15 protein-coding genes, 4 tRNA genes and 1 riboswitch are annotated in these 16,679 nt (G+C 61.4%); of the genes, 13 read left to right on the top strand and 6 right to left on the bottom strand.

Features of this window, described 5'->3' with window-relative positions; all coding sequences use genetic code 11:
• Positions 1-20: 20 nt before the first annotated feature.
• Positions 21-1,109 carry an NAD(P)-dependent alcohol dehydrogenase gene (locus M0639_RS23370; protein WP_064073483.1) on the bottom strand — a complete coding sequence of 363 codons (1,089 nt, stop codon included), beginning with the start codon at positions 1,107-1,109 and terminating at the stop codon, positions 21-23.
• A gap of 29 nt (positions 1,110-1,138) precedes the next feature.
• Positions 1,139-1,612 carry a DUF4334 domain-containing protein gene (locus M0639_RS23365; RefSeq protein ID WP_054800842.1) on the bottom strand — a complete coding sequence of 158 codons (474 nt, stop codon included), beginning with the start codon at positions 1,610-1,612 and terminating at the stop codon, positions 1,139-1,141.
• A gap of 121 nt (positions 1,613-1,733) precedes the next feature.
• Here M0639_RS23365 and M0639_RS23360 point away from each other — a divergent pair, with 121 nt between their 5' ends.
• The 3 genes from M0639_RS23360 (at position 1,734) to M0639_RS23350 (ending at position 3,715) form a co-directional block, all read left to right on the top strand.
• Complete coding sequence (locus M0639_RS23360; RefSeq protein WP_030535258.1) at positions 1,734-2,276, top strand: TetR/AcrR family transcriptional regulator; 543 nt, start codon at positions 1,734-1,736, stop codon at positions 2,274-2,276.
• Between the two features lie 219 nt (positions 2,277-2,495).
• On the top strand, positions 2,496-2,804 hold the full coding sequence (locus M0639_RS23355) for a hypothetical protein (RefSeq protein ID WP_156524989.1): 309 nt from the start codon (positions 2,496-2,498) through the stop codon (positions 2,802-2,804).
• 62 nt (positions 2,805-2,866) lie between these two features.
• The gene (locus tag M0639_RS23350; RefSeq protein ID WP_064073418.1) at positions 2,867-3,715 is read left to right on the top strand and encodes an alpha/beta fold hydrolase; all 849 of its coding nucleotides are present in this window, start codon (positions 2,867-2,869) and stop codon (positions 3,713-3,715) included.
• A gap of 88 nt (positions 3,716-3,803) precedes the next feature.
• Here M0639_RS23350 and M0639_RS23345 read toward each other — a convergent pair.
• The 3 genes from M0639_RS23345 to M0639_RS23335 all read right to left on the bottom strand — a co-directional run bounded on the left by M0639_RS23345 (position 3,804) and on the right by M0639_RS23335 (position 5,768).
• Positions 3,804-3,876, bottom strand: a tRNA-Lys gene (locus tag M0639_RS23345).
• A 12-nt stretch (positions 3,877-3,888) separates the two neighbouring features.
• Positions 3,889-5,280 (bottom strand): MFS transporter, encoded by a 1,392-nt coding sequence (locus M0639_RS23340; RefSeq protein WP_030535260.1) that lies wholly within the window; start codon positions 5,278-5,280, stop codon positions 3,889-3,891.
• Positions 5,277-5,768 carry a MarR family winged helix-turn-helix transcriptional regulator gene (locus M0639_RS23335; protein ID WP_064073417.1) on the bottom strand — a complete coding sequence of 164 codons (492 nt, stop codon included), beginning with the start codon at positions 5,766-5,768 and terminating at the stop codon, positions 5,277-5,279. The genes M0639_RS23340 and M0639_RS23335 overlap by 4 nt, the downstream gene beginning before the upstream one ends.
• Before the next feature lie 405 nt (positions 5,769-6,173).
• Between M0639_RS23335 and M0639_RS23330 the strand changes: the two genes are divergently transcribed.
• The 10 genes from M0639_RS23330 (at position 6,174) to M0639_RS23285 (ending at position 15,801) form a co-directional block, all read left to right on the top strand.
• Positions 6,174-6,827 (top strand): TetR/AcrR family transcriptional regulator, encoded by a 654-nt coding sequence (locus tag M0639_RS23330; protein WP_003940323.1) that lies wholly within the window; start codon positions 6,174-6,176, stop codon positions 6,825-6,827.
• A 112-nt stretch (positions 6,828-6,939) separates the two neighbouring features.
• A tRNA-Glu gene (locus M0639_RS23325) sits at positions 6,940-7,012 on the top strand.
• Positions 7,013-7,147: 135 nt separating this feature from the next.
• Positions 7,148-7,221: transfer RNA gene (locus tag M0639_RS23320), tRNA-Asp, on the top strand.
• 70 nt (positions 7,222-7,291) lie between these two features.
• Positions 7,292-7,368, top strand: a tRNA-Phe gene (locus tag M0639_RS23315).
• 241 nt (positions 7,369-7,609) lie between these two features.
• The gene (locus M0639_RS23310; RefSeq protein WP_064073416.1) at positions 7,610-9,238 is read left to right on the top strand and encodes an ABC transporter substrate-binding protein; all 1,629 of its coding nucleotides are present in this window, start codon (positions 7,610-7,612) and stop codon (positions 9,236-9,238) included.
• Positions 9,239-9,417: 179 nt separating this feature from the next.
• A riboswitch (SAM riboswitch) is annotated at positions 9,418-9,513 on the top strand.
• 4 nt (positions 9,514-9,517) lie between these two features.
• Positions 9,518-10,597 carry an LLM class flavin-dependent oxidoreductase gene (locus tag M0639_RS23305; RefSeq protein WP_030535262.1) on the top strand — a complete coding sequence of 360 codons (1,080 nt, stop codon included), beginning with the start codon at positions 9,518-9,520 and terminating at the stop codon, positions 10,595-10,597.
• 29 nt (positions 10,598-10,626) lie between these two features.
• Entirely contained in the window at positions 10,627-12,021 is a 1,395-nt protein-coding gene (locus M0639_RS23300) for an NtaA/DmoA family FMN-dependent monooxygenase (protein WP_030535263.1), read from the top strand.
• 69 nt (positions 12,022-12,090) lie between these two features.
• Positions 12,091-13,452, top strand: coding sequence for an MFS transporter (locus tag M0639_RS23295; RefSeq protein WP_082893089.1), 1,362 nt, complete (start codon positions 12,091-12,093; stop codon positions 13,450-13,452).
• 257 nt (positions 13,453-13,709) lie between these two features.
• Positions 13,710-15,053, top strand: coding sequence for a putative lipid II flippase FtsW (ftsW, locus tag M0639_RS23290; protein ID WP_223304427.1), 1,344 nt, complete (start codon positions 13,710-13,712; stop codon positions 15,051-15,053).
• 115 nt (positions 15,054-15,168) lie between these two features.
• Positions 15,169-15,801 carry a TetR family transcriptional regulator gene (locus tag M0639_RS23285; RefSeq protein ID WP_007733896.1) on the top strand — a complete coding sequence of 211 codons (633 nt, stop codon included), beginning with the start codon at positions 15,169-15,171 and terminating at the stop codon, positions 15,799-15,801.
• A gap of 3 nt (positions 15,802-15,804) precedes the next feature.
• Here the strand turns inward: M0639_RS23285 and M0639_RS23280 are convergent, their stop codons facing one another.
• Positions 15,805-16,563 (bottom strand): SDR family NAD(P)-dependent oxidoreductase, encoded by a 759-nt coding sequence (locus M0639_RS23280; RefSeq protein ID WP_007733899.1) that lies wholly within the window; start codon positions 16,561-16,563, stop codon positions 15,805-15,807.
• Between the last annotated feature and the right edge of the window lie 116 nt (positions 16,564-16,679).

The following is a 16,679-nucleotide window of genomic DNA, read 5'->3' as shown; positions in this document are numbered from 1 at the left end:
CGAATGAGACATTTCGCCCCTCACCACACGAGAACGGGTTTGATGACGCGCCCCGACGCTTGATCTTCGACGGCTTTGTTGATGTCGGAGAAGGCGTAGCGCGTCACCAAGCGGTCGATCGGAAACCGGCCACCAGTGAAGAGTTCGACGAGTTCGGGGATGAACGTCGAGACTTCCGACTCTCCTTCGATGCATCCTCGAATTGTCTTTCCGCTCAGCATGATGTCGGCCATGTTCATCTCGACCGTGGACGCTCCGAGTCCGACTACCGCCAGTGTTCCCCGTGCTCGAAGTGATGTGACGGCTTGATTGATCACGGAGCCGATTCCGGTGGTGTCGAGGGAATGTGTCGAACCTCCGTCGGTGGCGGCGCGGACCGCGTCGGTCGCATCTTCATTCGAGGGATCGACAGTGACGGCGCCGAATTCCTCGGCGAGTTCGCGCCGCTGCGCAACGGGGTCCACGGCGACCAGGGTGGAAACGCCGGCAGCCCTCGCCGCCAGCAGCGCTGCGAGTCCGACGCTGCCTGCCCCGAAAACGGCAAACGTCGAGTCGGGCTCGGGGCGAAGTAGATTCAGCACGGCACCCGCGCCGGTTTGAAACCCGCAGCCGAGCGGAGCCGCGACGGTCAGGTCCACCGCAGGATCGACGACGACGGTGTTGTCGGCAGAGGCGATGACGTATTCCGCGAAGCTGGACTGGCCGAAGAAGGCGGACCGTATCGGAGTTCCGCTTCGCCGGATCGGCGTCGAGCCGTCGGTGCGTGCGCCAGAGCTGTTGAGCGCGTGTGAGCTTTCGCAGTACGCCCGATGGCCGCTGAGACACTGCCTGCACACACCGCAACTGCGGTAGCTCAGCAACACGTGATCACCGGGCGCAATGCTGTCGATCGACGAGCCGACGGCCTCGACCACCCCCGCCCCTTCGTGCCCGAACACGCAGGGGCCGAGCCTTTCCGGTACCACCGACTTCGTGAACAAATCTGTGTGGCACAGGCCTGTAGCGACGATGTGAACCAGGATCTCGTCTGCGCGGGGTTCGTCGATTTCAACGGTGTCGAGTGTGAAGGGGGAGTGCGGGCCGTGTGAGAGCGCCGCTGTCATCTGCATGGCGGACGTCGAATTCTGTTCGGCGCGAATCACGCTCGCTCGAGCAGGAAGTAGTAGTGCTGTCCGCCGTCGAGAACCAACGCCGATTTGCCGTTCATGATGCCCATGAGCGTCGAATCGTCGACTTTCTTGAAGTGGTCGAAGATCGGCGCACCGTCGTAGACCATCGTTGCCGTGACTTCGCCACGAAACTCGATGTTCCACAGACTTGCCTCGCCATTGCCGCTCTTGACGTCGGAATAGAGATTTCCGTCTTCGTCTCGGCAGATCAACGGCTTGGCATCCTCGACGGAATTGAAAGTCTTGCCGTACCAGCGGCTCGCGGACAGCTTTTCGTGAAGACGGTGACCGGTGGCGAAGTCGTCACCCTTCCACTCGCCGAGGATTTCTTCGGCGGCGACGGTTTCCAGCGCGGCCCACACTTCGTCGAGTTCTGCTGGTGATACACCACTTTCCGCAGCACGGAGCCGGGCGAAAGCAGTTCGGGCTTCGTCGAGATTCATGTCTCTCCTCGAGTTGACGGTAAGTGGCACGACTTGTTCGCGAACCAAATTGTTCGTCAACTCTGCACGCTACGCCGAACCGGATGGTTCGGCAACGGTCGATTCGTTCTAGGCTGTGAACATGCGCTCAGCAGGGGAAGCTACGAGGGACCGCATTCTGGCGGCCGCAAAGGACGAATTTGCCACGTACGGGCTGGCCGGCGCGCGGATCAATCGGATCGCCGCGCAAGCGCGTGCCAGCAAAGACCGTCTCTATGCGTACTTCGCAAGCAAGGAAGAGTTGTTCGCTGCCGTGACCGAACAGTGGACGTCCGAAACAACAGCGGAGACAGCACTTCGAGGTGACGACTTGCCGGGCTATGCAGGTCGCCTCTTCGACAACTACGTTGCCCATCCCGAGAACGCCCGATTGCAGCAATGGGCGGATCTCGAAGCGCCGGACGTCATGAGCGAGGACGACATACGAAGCAAGACCTTCCGGCCTAAAGTTGCGGAAATCCGCAAGGGGCAGCTCGAGGGGCACATCGACCCCGCGTGGAATCCCACGGAGTTGATCCTGCTGATCACGGATATCGCCCGGATGCTCGCGCTCAAGTCGTCTCGTTCCATCCCTCGACGTCGGGAGGCGGCAGTCGAGGCGGTTCGGCGTTTGATTGTGGCTTAGCGAGTCCAAACGCGAACGTCCACGCCCGTCGCTGTGTGGTTGCCCGGATTTACGGATTTCTCAGTAACGGTGCGTACGTTGGGCGTCGGCTCGTTGACGCCCTCGGGATGTTGACGTGCCGCCAAAACTTTTGTCGTCGACTGTTCAGATGCTGGTGAGCAAAAGGATCGCGGCCGGCCACCCTGACTGAATATCGTCGACGCCGAGCGTGTTCCTTCGGTGCGCGCACCCGTTCAGCATCTGGAGTGGACCCGTGTCGAAGTGGCCGTGCATATGAAGATCTCGAAGAAGGTAGCGCTGGTCGTTGTGGCTGCTTGCGCCCTGACGTTGGGATCGGCGCAAGTCGGAACCGCCCGCGCGGACGCGCCGGTCAAGGTCAGCGTGGCCGGTCATGTGGTGAGCGCCGGGCACTTCGAGCAGGTGCGGCGCCCCAACCGGTGTGTGAAGGCCGGGACGGGGAAGTCGAAACCGAGCAAGCAGAAGTCCACGAATCGCAGTGGGCGTCGAGGCAGCGGGGGATGCTTCTGACGGTGGTTGCGAAGTTCCGCAATCAGCCGTCCTGGATCTGTAACACGTTCTAATCTTGCGTGATGGACGTGACCTATGAGGGGACCAAACGCGAAGTCGCTACTGACAAGGGGACTTTGCGCTATCACGAGGCGGGCGATGGTCCGCCGTTGATCCTGTTGCACGGCTCAGGGATCGGTGTGAGTGGTTGGCGGAACTATCGGGGGAACCTCGAGGTGTTCGCAAAGCACTTCCACTGCTACCTCCTGGAGTTCCCGGGGTTCGGCGTGAGCGATGCCGTCGACGGTCATCCAGTTCTCACGGCAACCTCGGCGGTGGTTCGATTCATGGATGCGCTGGGAATCGAATCCGCTGCGATGATCGGCAATTCGATGGGCGGAGTTGTCGGGGTCAACGTCGCGATGAGGTTCCCTGACCGCGTCCGCAGATTGGTCACCATCGGAGGCGTGGGCCCGAACATCTTCAGTCAGAACCCGAGCGAAGGTACGCGTCTCCTCCAGGAATTCGCCGACGCTCCCAGCCGTGAGAAGTTGGTTCGCTGGCTCGAGTGCATGGTTTACGACAGATCCGTGATCACCGAGGAGCGGATCGAGGAACGATGGCAAACGGCCAACGATCCGGCCTCGCACCAGGCATTGACCGCGATGTACGGATCCAAAGCCTTTGCCGCTCAGCAGCAGATGTCCAACTCGGATGTGCCGCCGTACTGGTCGATGATGCACAAGGTGCAATGCCCGACCTTGCTGACATGGGGGCTCGATGATCGGCAGTGTCCACCGGACATGCCGATGATTCCGATGCGACTGATTCCGAACGCCGAACTGCATGTATTTCCGAACTGCGGGCACTGGGTGATGATCGAAGCCAAGGAGGCATTCGAGCGCGTGACCCTCGAGTTCCTGCTTCGATGACCTGCTGTTGCATTCATGTGGCACGAATCGATGTGGCACGAATGCACAAGACCCGGCGCCTCTGAATGAGGCGCCGGGTCTGTGTTTGTGCCCCCAGTAGGACTCGAACCTACGACCTGCGGATTAAAAGTCCGTAGCTCTACCAACTGAGCTATAGGGGCGCGGCGCAGAGTCTAACGGGACCGCAGAGTCCGTGAAAACACCACCCCCACCAGAAGGGCGATTCCGATGACGGCGATGGTCCCGCCCGTGCGATGCAGACCCGCGTCGTCGATGGTTCCGCGCATGGTCAGCTCGATGACGACGGCCGCAAGGTTGGCGCCGATGTACTGGATTGTTCGGTACAGACCGATCGCAGTTCCGACGTCGGCGGAGGTGGTCACCGAGTTGATCAGGTTCTGGTTTCCCATGTTGTTGAAGCCGTTGGGAATGCCCAGGATCGCCGCAATCAGCAGGAGTGCCACAAGGGGAGTCGAACTCGATTCGACAAAGGCGATCAGAATCCCGCCGACAGCCAACGCGGCGGTGCCGATCAGGAGGGTGATCCGTGCGCCGAATTTCCCGTACACCCTGGACGCGGACATGGTCGCGAAGATCCCGACCGCAGCGACGGGCAGCATGAAGAGCCCGGCGCTGATCGGTGACATTCCGCGGGCTACCTGTAGCCACTGGGGGAGTCCGAAGAAGATGCAGTAGAACGCTGTGTAAGTCAGCAGGGTCCGGCCGAGAGTCATGCTCAGTGCGCGGTTTCGGACGACGGCGCGGACGTCGATGAACGCCGAGGCCGTTCGACGTTCCCACCAGACGAACAGGAACGCGAAGAGGGCCGTCGACGGGACGAGGTACCACTTCGCGTGCTCGGCGAGAGAGAGGAGAAAGAGCATCGTCGATGTCGTCAGAGCCAGAAACAGGGTGATACCGAGTGGGTCGAGAGACTTGAACAACGCAGCGGCGCCGGCCCGGTCGGGCAGGGCGGAGTCGCTAGGGGCGGCGAAGAAGACCCATACGGCAGTGACGACGACAAGTGGGAGGTTCACCCACATGATCGATTGCCAACCGAGTGTGCCGACCAACAACCCGCCGAGAGTGGGCCCCAGCGCGACGACCGATTGAGCGCAAATGGTGAGTGTTGCTATAGCTGAACGGGTTTGAGTCCGGTGGCGGTCAGCGTATTCGCGGATGACGGTCATCGCGTTCGGATACTGTGTCGCCGTGCCGATTCCGAGCAGGATTCGTGCGGCGATCAGCCAGCCCAGCGACGGGGCGAGCGAGCCGAGGATCGATCCGGCAGCGATCAGGCCCAATCCGGCGAGGTAGACGCGTTTGGCGCCGAGGATCGATCCGAGTCGACCAGCCGCCGGCGCCGTGACCGCAGTCGCGATGTAGAGGGCCGAGATGACCCACGCTGTGCCTGAACTGGAACCGAAGTATGTGGCGATCGGGACGATTGCCACGGCAATCATCGACGAGTTCAGCGCTTGAAGAACGGTTCCGGAGCCGAGAGCAAGACTCAGTTTCAGTGGAACGGGAGTTTGGGGGGTCGGCGTTTCGACGACGGTGGTCACGAGTTCATCAGTGACTCCTCTGATATCGATGTCGATGCTGGGGACTCGCCCTGGCCTAGTCTGCGCAGGATTCGGCCGGCGATCAGAAGCAAGTCACGCTCGGCTTCGGTGCACTCGGCGTCGATGACCTCAGCCAGCCACTCTGTTCGTTTCGTTCGGTCTTCGTGAAGGGTCGATGTGCCGAGTTCGGTCATCGTGACCAAGACCGCGCGGCCGTCCGATGGATCCGCCCTTCGCGTCACCATGCCCTGTTCTTCGAGCGCGGCCACGGTCTTTGCGATTGATTGCGGTGTGACGCGCTCGAATTTTGCCAACTCTTTGGCGGTCGACGGACCTTGTCGGTCGAGGTGGCCGAGGGCCTGGATCTGGCTCGGCGTGAGCTTGTGGTCGTTGCGTTTGGTGCGTAGACGTCGGACGAAGGCACCCAGATCGTCCCAAAGTACGTCGATCTCGTCTCGAGCCTTGCTGCGACCCTCTCCAACTTTCATTTAGACAGTCTAACTGTGTTGTTTCGATGCTGCCAGCACGGTTTCGACGGAAAAGGGGGAATAAACAATTGCACTAGTTGTTTAAAACCTTGGGACTGCTGTCCATCGGTCGGCGAAGCAGTTCCGTCTGCGAGGTCGAATTATCAGAATCTCGGGCACGAAAAAGCTCGGATGCGCACCCCCTGCGGCGCACCCGAGCGGCCAAAACCATACCACTTGGTGTCTTTTGGGCATAAAGTCGGTTCTTGTCCCCTGAACAGCCGATTGCGTCTAGTACTTTTGGCGGGTATGGCTCTAGTCCTTACGTAGGGTGTGTTGGAGGGGATATTGTGAAGTTTCGGGGGATGACAGGCGCCGATCACGGCGGCTCTGCGTACCAACTCTGCGAGAGGCACAACACCGTAAATGGCACGTCAACAAGAGCGTGCGCGGCGTACCCGCGCCGCCCTGGTCGAAGCGGCTGCAGTCGAATTCGCCAAGCGCGGCTATGCAGCTGCGTCGGTGAACACGATCCTCGAGGGCTCCCGCGCCACCAAAGGCGCCATGTATTTCCATTTCCAGTCCAAGGAAGAGTTGGCGCGAGCGGTTCTGACCTCGGCTATCGAAACCTTCACTGGAATTACTGATCGTTGGGCCAAGAGAACAGACCTCGATCCATTCGTCGCTTTGCACGGTCTCGTGCTCGACATTGCCGAGGTCTTCCGTGCCGAGGTAATCGTGCAGGCGGAATTCCGGCTGATCATCGAGCCCGAGTTCTACAAGGATGTGCAGTCCGGTGGTGGGCAGGTCTGGGGAAAGACCGCCTATGAGTTGGCATTGCGTGCCAAGGACGACGGTTTGCTCCGAGAGGACGCCGACCCGGACAAATTCACGCGTGTACTGGCAGCGAGCCTTGCCGGTCAGCGGTACATGGCAGACCTGATTGCCTCCAGTGGAGATCTGGGCGAGTGGTTCGAGGAGTCTCTCGAAGTAGTCCTCGAAGCCATGGCTACGCCGCAGTGGTTGGAGACGTTCCATCGTGACGGGTGGCCCCAAGTCGAGTTCCCTGACACTGAATAGTGCACTTTTCTGCCCGTGAACAGGCGATTTGTGATTTCCGAATGCCGTGCCATAAGCTATCCAAGCTCCCAACGGAACGCCGTTGGGGTACTAGTTCGGAGAGATCCGGCGGGCCCCCTTCGTCTAGCGGCCTAGGACGCCGCCCTTTCAAGGCGGTAGCGCGGGTTCGAATCCCGTAGGGGGTACGTTTTGCGAAAGCGAAACGATGCAGTATGGTTTGACCCGCACGACACGCTTTGAGATGCACAAATGCCAGGCCAGGACAGTGGTTTGGGAGCGGCTCGAAGATGTAGTACGGTTTCACAGCAAGGAAAAAGCAAGGCCCTGTGGCGCAGTTGGTTAGCGCGCCGCCCTGTCACGGCGGAGGTCGCGGGTTCGAGTCCCGTCAGGGTCGCAAAGCTTTGTTCTCAATCAATCGGTTGAGAACAAAGCAATGCGATAGGCATTCGGTTCGGGTGCCGTCCGGCCAGGTAGCTCAGTTGGTACGAGCGTCCGCCTGAAAAGCGGAAGGTCGCCGGTTCGATCCCGGCCCTGGCCACCATAATTCTTATCGACAAGCTCCAATCTCATGTTCTTCGAACATAAGGTTGGAGCTTTTTCGTATTCGGATGTCAGTCGCCGTCAACCACTCGGCCCGATCATCTCAGTTATGCGCATCCTTTGTCTCCGTGAATGTTTCCGGTCACCGGGAACGTGCTGGGCGTCACTCCACAGAGGACATCACTATTAGCCGATTGCGGCCGATCCGTGGCTGCGTCTACTGAAAGTGAGGTGGAATCTCCGTGTCGCACTCGAGATCTTGGCGCATCGGGAAAGTCAGCCGGGTCGCCGTCGCATTGTTCGGTACCGGGGTTCTATTGGTGGGCTGCTCGAGCAATGGTGACGACAGCGGGACCGATACGACGACCGCGTCGGCGGACGTCGTGACCGGCATGGTCAACGAGCAGCCTGATCCGGGAACTGCGGTGGCCGGCGGGACCATGACGTACGGCGTACAGGTGCTCGTTCCCTCACTCGACCCGACGAAGACGGCCGCGCGCGGCGGTTCCGGCGGTGAGGCCTTCGCTGCTGTGTACGACGTCCTGATGAGTTACGACACTGCGAGCGGCGAGTTCGAGCCCAAGTTGGCTGAATCGCTCGAGACAGCTGACGACGGAGCCACCTGGACGCTGAAACTTCGCGACGGTGTGAAGTTCAGTGACGGCACCACCCTCGACGCCAACGCCGTGATCGCGAGCATCGATCGGTACAACGCGGGCAAGGGCAATGGCGCCGAACTGTGGCTGGCTTCGGTGGAATCGGCGCAGGCAAGCGGTCCGACGACGGTGGAATTCAAGCTGAAGACGCCGTGGATGCGTTTTCCGTCGATGCTCGCTCTCGGGCACGGGATGATCGTCGCCCCGAGTTCGCAGCAGGGCGACAAGTTCACCGCCGTCGGAGCCGGACCCTTCACCGAAGATGTCTTCACACCGAGCGTCGAGCGAATCTTCAAGGCCAACCCGTCCTACTACGGCGGCGCCCCCAAGCTGGACAAGTTGCGGATGGTTGCGCTCAACGGCCCGCAGGCCAATCTCGAATCATTGAACAGCGGTCAGCTCGATGTCGCCTACATTCGCGGCCTCACGTCGGCGATCAATTCCGCCAAGTCCGCTGGCTACCCCGGCTACATCGACGTGCTCAATGCCGGTAGTGCCGAGATTATCAACAACCGTGAGGGCCGACCGGGCTCGGATGTTCGCGTCCGTCAGGCTATCGGCTACGCGCTGGACACCACGTTGATCGATCAGCGAGTGGAAAACGGTGAGGGACTGCCGGGCTCGGAGTTGTTCGGTCCGACGTCTCAATGGCATGTAGACACACCGGGTATTGCCTATGACCCCGAAAAGTCGAAGGAACTTCTGAATCAGGCGAAGGCAGACGGGTACGACGGCAGCCTCGACTACGTCGTTCTCAGTGAGCCGAAGGACCACGCGATCGGCCTCGCCGTGCAGTCACTGTTGCAGGCCGTCGGGTTCGAGGTGAACTTGATCTTGGCCAACAACGCCGGCGACATCGTGCAGAACGTCTACGTCAAGCACGATTTCGACCTCGCGCACGCGGGCATCGGAATGTACGAGTCGATTCTCGATCTCGGATTGTTCTCCACGACCAACAGCACCTCGATGGCGAATACTGCTGGATATGCGAACCCGGCGATGGATCAGCTGATCGCAGATCTACAACAAGCCAAGGACAATTCGTCGACCCTGGCGATCATCGGCAAGATTCAGACGCTGTGGAACGAGACGGTTCCGTCGGCGCCGATCGGCGGGCTCACGTCGTTCTGGGCTTGGCAGAAGAACGTGCACGGTGTGGTTCCGACTGCAACCGGCATCATGCTGTTCGATCAGGCATGGATGGGTGCGAAGTAGCGTTCCAGCGCACACCGAGAGCTCCGTCCGGCGCGAGTCGGGCGGAGCTCTTTCGTGTCTACGTCGGCTAGCGTTGCGCAACCCTTTCGATCAGGATGATTGTATTGAAATATGTTGTAGGTCAATATGATTCGACAAGCGTGATTTGACTTGCCCAGCGTGGCCCGCATAGATTGCATCCACCATCCAGAGTGGCTGAGAGACCTGGCTCGATGATGCCGCAGCAACCCGCTACCTAACCGCAGTGTGGGTGCTACCGCCAGGACCGATGGAGGACACATGACTGTATTTGCCGTGGGTATCGAACTGGACGGCGAGGGCACTCACCCCGCTGCCTGGCGCCGAAGCTCACACCGCCCGGACCAGCTGCTCACGGGCAAAGCCGTGCGCGATCGCGTCGCGGCTGCCGAGAATGCCGGCTTCACGTTCGCGACGTTCGACGATTCCATCCTCCCCCCGAGTGGTGACGTCGTCGGCCGCATCGATGCCGTCTCTAGGGCGTCGTACGTGGCGGCGACAACCAGCACGATCGGGCTGGTCCCCGTCGTCGGGACCACGTACGCCGAACCGTTTCATACGTCCTCGCAATTGGCGACGTTGGACTACTCCTCGCGTGGGCGTGGCGGCTGGCTTGCTGTTCCGGTCGAAGACGATGCCGCGGCGAGGGCGTGGGGGAGGGCTCCGGTAACAACGGAGTCGGCGCGTCAGCAAGAGCAGCGGGATTCGGTCACCGTTGTGACCGATCTCTGGGACTCGTGGGAGGACGACGCCGTCGTTCGTGACTATCTCAGTGGGCGTTTCCTCGAACGTGATCGTCTGCATTACGTCAATTTCGAGGGCGACACGTTCTCGGTGAAGGGGCCGGCAATCGTTCCGCGGCCGCCTCAAGGCCAGTTGGTGGTGTTCGGCCGCTACGGCGAAATCGATCCACGCCAGCCGGATGTTGTTCTCGTTTCGGGTGATTCGGTGGAGACCATTGCACAGTCGGCTGCCAAGGCGCGCGATGAGGGCGCGTCATTGGTGGTCGCCGAGGTCGATGTGGCATTCGATACGCCGAATCTGTCTGCGGCGCAGCGGAGGACCGAGCTGAACTCGTACGGGAATGCCGTCGTCACCGGCCGACTGCTCCTGGCTGCAGATCCGGGGGAAGCGGCCGTGGTTCTGAAGGAATTGGCCGGACACCTCGACGGTGTTCATTTCCATGCTCTCGTGATCGACGAGGACCTTCCGGTGCTGGCCAAATTCGTGCTTCCGACGCTGTCCAAGGCCGGGTTGACGCGACGCCCGGTTCCGGGATCGACCCTGAGGGGCAACCTCGGTCTGCAGCGGCCCGCAAATCGATTCGCCCACTCCTCCTGACTTGACTTCGCGCTAAGGATATTTCGGCCATGACTGCATCACGCTCCGCCGTACCTCGACCCGACGCTCACGTTCACTTCGGTGTCTTCTTCCAGGGGGTCAACCACACCACCATCTGGTCCGATTCCGCGAGCGGATCCCAGATCGACTTCGAGACGTTTCGGCGGTTGGTACTCACCGCCGAGCGAGGTCTGTTCGACGCCTTCTTCCTCGGTGAAGGCCTGCGGCTTCGTGAACAGAACGGCAAGATTCTCGATCTGGATATCGCCGGCCGACCCGACGCCATTGCGCAGTTGGCCGCCCTCGCCGGTATCACCGACAAGATCGGGTTGGTCGCGACACAGAACACCACGTACAACGAACCGGCCGACCTTGCGCGTCGACTCTCCGGCCTCGACCTACTTTCCGACGGACGGGCCGGCTGGAATGCGGTGACCACCGACAACGCGTGGACGGGAGAGAACTTCCGTCGCGGTGGTTTCCTCGACCACTCCCTGCGCTACGAGCGTGCCGGGCAGTTCATCGAAACCGCGCGGGCACTGTGGGATTCGTGGGCCGACGACGCGATCTCGGATTCTCGTACGTCCGAGAACTGGTCTACCCCGGGTGCCGTCGGCGACGTGCGCAGACAGACTTCACAGTTCGACATCTCCGTGACGCCGACGCTTCCCCGAAGCCGCCAGGGGCATCCGGTCATCTTCCAAGCGGGTGATTCCCCGAGTGGACGCGATTTCGCGGCGACCCATGCCGACGTCATCTTCTCGCGACACGGGACTCATTTCGACGGCGCACTCGACTTCGCCGACGACATTCGGGCTCGGTTGCGTAAAGCCGGGCGACCGGAGGACGACGTCAAGATCTTGCCCAGCACGCAGATCGTGTTGGCGGAGAACGAGCCCGAAGTCGAGGAGAAGGCACGGTGGGTCCTCGAAGGCCAGTTCACCGGTCAGACTGCCCTCTCTCTCGTCGGACTGGTGTGGGGTAAGGACCTTTCCGATCGAGACCCCGACGGTCCACTCCCCGAGGAAGATCCGGTTGCCCGCCCGGTTTCGGAGACGCGCGGTTCCGCACGGGACGGCAACGACCCCATTGCGATCGCGCGTGAATGGCGTGCCCTTGCCGAGGCAAAGAATCTGTCCCTACGTCAGGTCGCCATCGAGACCTCGCAGCGTTCGGGTTTTGCGGGCACTCCGGGGCAGGTCGCAGATCAGTTGGTCCATTGGGTGCGCAACGGAGCTTCGGACGGCTTCAACATCTCGCCGTACCTGGTGCCGACCGGGCTCGACGAGATCGTCGACTGGTTGATCCCGGAACTGCAGGAGCGTGGGGCGTACCGCACCGAGTACTCCACGTCGACGCTGCGAGAGCACTTGGGGTTGCGACCGCCGCTCACGCGTCGGACCACGTCTGAAGCTGCGGGGTAACGGGTCCTGTCCCACACAGTCACAGCGACGGCCGAATCCACCAAGCTCGGTTCGGCCGTCCGCTGGGAAATCGTCGTCTGCGTAGCTGCGGGTTTCACCACCCTTCTCGATTCGGCGGTGCTCGGAATCGGGGTTCCGTCGATCCGGGCGTCGCTGGGCGCGTCGACCTCGGAGGTGCAGTGGATCCTTGCGAGCTATTCGCTGACTTTCGGCTTGGCCCTGGTGCCGGCGGGCCGACTCGGTGACGTCGTCGGGCGTCGACGCTTGTTCTTGGCGGGCCTGAGCATTTTCGCGGTGATGGGAATCCTCGGAGCGTGTGCGTCGGATCCGTCGATGATCGTGTTGGCTCGTCTTGGGCAGGGGATCGGCGCAGGCACCATCAGTTCGCAGGTGCTCGGCATCATCACCGACCGGGTGTCCGGAAAGGCTCGGGCGAAGGCGTTGGGCGCGTACAGCACCGCGGGTGGTCTGGCCGGCGTTTCCGGACCGATCCTCGGTGGCGTTCTGCTGAAGTATTCTGACGCCGACTTCGGATGGCGGTTGCTTCTCGTTCTCAACGTGCCGTTTGCCGTGATCACTCTGATTTTGGCGTTTCGCTTTCTGCGCCGTGATCGAACTACCCGATCGGGCGCGTCGATCGATCCGGTTGGGCTGTGTCTGCTGGCGACTACGACCGGGCTCCTGTTGTGGCCCATCGTGACCCGGACCAGTGTCACTGTGGCTGCGGCTTTCCTGATCGGTGCGTTCGGCGCTGCCGTTGCCTTCTGGTTCTGGGAACGTCGGTACGCCGAGCGCGGCGGGACGCCGGTACTGCTTCCGTCGTTGATCGCCTCGCGGGGCTTCCGGTTGGGTACGACGGTTGCACTCTTCTGGTTCGGATCCATCCTCGCCGTCAACGCGGTGCTCAGCCTCTATCTGATCGAGGGTTTGGGCTTCGCCCCGCTGAGTGCGGCGTTGATCATGACCGGTAGCTCACTCGCGATGGCATTGACGTCGGCTTTCGGATGGCGGCTGGTTGCCGGGTTCGGCCGAAGTGCAGTGGTTTTTGCCATCGTCGGCGAGATCCTTGTCATCCTCGGCTACATCGCAGCGGTCAATCTGATTCCGCGGGAACATCTGATCCCGGTGCTGGTGGTCCTGGCGGTGTTGTCGGGAGTTGCCAGCGGTTTGGTCGACGCGCCCAATCGGGTACTGACTCTCGAATATGCACCGCCGGGCGCGAACGGTGTTGCGGCGGGTTTCCTTCAACTGTCTCAGCGCCTGTCAGCGACCATCTCGCTGGCCGCGGTATCGGGGTTGTATCTCGGTGTACTCGGATGCTCGCCCGACGGATACGGACGTGCGTTCGGGATCGCGCTTGCCGTCTGCGTGGTCATGTTGACGCTCTCGTTGGCGGGAGCGGTGGCAGACCGACGCCGGCGAAGGACGTGACCTGGTATTTCGTGGGTCTACATGGACCTCGGAAGGCCGAGCCGGTGTGACTCATGGGACTTGTGTTACCCATGGGTTAGGAGTCGTGGGACGATACTTGTGTGGTGACCGGTCGCAGTGAAGACAAGCCCAACGGTCGCGGGAGTGGAGAGCCAGTTAACTCACCCCGTGGAGCGTCGGACAAACGTGACCGCACATCGACACCCTTCCGCGCTCGAACGGCGATGTGGACCAATCGGCCACTGTTCGATTTCCATATGATCGTCGGTCTGGTCGTGCTGATCGTCGCGTTCGGACTGCTGATGGTGCTGTCGTCTTCGGGCGTCGAATCCTATGTGTTGTCCGGGACGTCCTATGCCAGATTCTGGCCCCAGTGCATGTTCGCGGCGATCGGCTTGGTGATGTTCGTGGCAGTCGTGCGGTTGCCGACCGAAACAATGCGTAGAGCCTCCCCGTGGCTGCTGATCCTGTGTCTTGTTCTGCTTGTCCTGGTGCTGATTCCAGGTATCGGCTCGGAACAAATGGGTGCTCGCAGCTGGTTCGTGATCGCGGGCATTTCCTTCCAGCCGTCGGAGCTGGCCAAACTTGCTCTGGCGATCTGGTCCGCAGCGACGGTTGCGTCGTTCATGAAGGCGCGGATGGACGTCAACCGCGCGCTGCCGGTGATCGGCGGTACGACGTTGCTGGTTCTGGTTCTGGTGGTGTTGGAGAAGGACCTCGGAACCACCATCACCATCGGCATCATTTTCATGTCGGTGCTGTGGTTCGGGCTGTTCCGGATGAAGACATTCATCAGCCTCACACTCGGTTCCGCAGTCGCATTTCTCGTGCTCGGGCTTACTGCTGGTTACCGCTCGGATCGCATCAAGGCTTTCCTCAATCCTGATCTCGACCCGCAGGGTTTGAACTTCCAGAGCACTCAGGCCAAGTACGCACTGGCGAACGGAGGCATCTTCGGGCGCGGTCTAGGACAGTCCGACGCCAAATGGAGCTATCTCCCGCAGGCGCACAACGACTTCATTTTTGCCGTGATCGGTGAAGAGTTGGGTCTGGTCGGCGCGCTGATCGTCGTCGCTCTCTTTGCCGCGGTTCTGATCGTCGGGCTGCGGATCGCGAAACGGTCCACTGATCCGTTCCTCAAAGTCATGACAGCGACGGCAACGACGTTGATCGTCGTGCAGGCGTTCATCAACATCGCCTACGTCGTCGGCCTGATTCCGGTGACCGGTCTGCAACTACCGCTCATCTCGGCGGGCGGAACGTCGATGATCACCACCCTGCTGATGTTCGGGCTCATCGCGCACGCAGCCTTCCGTGAGCCCGAGGCTGTCGCCTCGGCCGAGAGCAGCGGTCGCGGTTGGATACCGCTGGTCTTCGGCAAGCCTCGGTTCGGCATTGCCAAGAAGCCACAGACCGATCGACGGAGGCCGCCAGCTCGCCGCGCCCAGCCTGCTCCAACTGGGCAACGCCGACCGGAACGACGGGCACCACAACCCGACAGACGCCGGGCTCCAGCTCCGGGCCGACGCGCACCCTCTCGCGACTGGTCGGAAGATCCACGTAGACGCGGCCGATCCGATCGGCCGCGGCGCGCTTCCTGATCTGGGCCAGTTCCACTGGCGGGCAGTTTCGGAAGCGGGCAGTCATGCACCCGACAATTGCGTTGGGCGGCTACATTGGGAGTCGGCAAAACGACGTCTAAAAAGGGTTGTGGACATGGCAGGTGGCGACAAGGCAGACCAGTCGGTGGTCGAACGTAGCTCGGTGACCGGACGTCGTACGACGCCGTCGCAGCGAGCGCGTTTTCGCCGGATTGTCGACGCCGCAATGGAATCCGCCTCCGAAGGCGGCTACGACGCGGTGCAGATGCGATCGGTGGCCGATCGCGCCGGCGTCGCGATCGGCACTGTTTACCGGTATTTCCCGTCCAAGAACCACATGCTTGTCGTCGCATTGTTGTGGATGTTCGAGGGTTTGCGTGACAGATTCCAAGACTTTGTAATCCCGGGCGAGACTCCGTCGGACCGGATTCTGTTTGTGCTGCGCAAGAATACGGAGGTCCTCGAGACCGATCACCTCCGTTACGAAGCGTTGGTTCGGGCGTACATGTTCGCGGACGCGTCGGCGACCCCGGAACTCAACGCGCTCGGTGGGGTCGTGACCGAGATGTTCGCGAAGGCGATCGGTGTCGAGGAAGTCTCGCAGCAGCAGTTGGACGCGGTGAAGGTGATCGACGACGTCTGGATGTCGAGTCTCGTCTCGTGGGTTGCGGGCCGGATGACGACGGACGAGGTGATGGCGCACCTGGAACTTGCCGTGCGACTGGTCTTTCGCAAGTTGGGCGGATAGCGCTCAGACGGTGTAGCCACCGTCGACGTTGAGCTTCTGACCGCTGATGAATCCGGCCGCGTCGCTTGCGAGGAAACATACTGCTTCGGCGATGTCGGCAGCTGATCCGAAGCGCTTCAACGGGATTCGGCTCATCGTCACGTCGAGCGCGCCTTGGTCGAGTTCGGCGGAGCTGATCAGGCGCTCCGCCATTCCGTCCGTCAACATGCCTGGTCCTACAGCGTTGAACCGGACGCCGTAGCGTCCTTCCTCTGCGGCGAATCCGCGAACAAGTTGTTCGACAGCCCCTTTGGTGCCAGCGGAGAGTCCGTCGCGCACGGGAAAGCGATCCGTTGCCGCGGTTGTCACCGCCACCACCGAACCCGAGGATGCACGCAGCGCAGGCAGGGCGGTGTGGACGAGGGTGAAGAACGCCGCGGCCTCCTGGTTGAGTTGTTCGGTGAAGAACGCCGGCGTCACACGTGAGAGGTGCGTCATCGGGACGTGCGGTCCCGCAGCGTGGACCAGCGTCGTCAATGTGCCCAGATCATCGACCGCATCGTTGACGGCGGCGCTGATCGACAACTCGTCGGTCAAGTCGAGAGAGTACGAGTGGGCGCGCACGCCATGCGCTCGAATCTGCTCGCTCAGTTGCTCGGCAGCGCCCTTGTTGTTTCGGTAGGTGAAGGCGACGTCGTGTCCGCGTTCGGCAAGGGTCAGGGCTATCGCCGACCCGATTCCACCGGTTCCGCCGCTGACAAAAGCGGTGCGTACTGCGCTCACAATGCCTCCAGATGTCTGCCGATTTCAAACCTAACAAATGCTTGGTTGGGGTGCCAATCGGAATATATCAGTGCGCGAAGGACAGGCTCAGATTGCTATCGCAACCGGACTGATCG

The organism is Rhodococcus qingshengii JCM 15477 (assembly GCF_023221595.1).
GTDB classification, from domain to species: Bacteria; Actinomycetota; Actinomycetes; order Mycobacteriales; family Mycobacteriaceae; genus Rhodococcus_F; species Rhodococcus_F qingshengii.
This window is presented reverse-complemented; position numbering and strand designations above follow the sequence as displayed.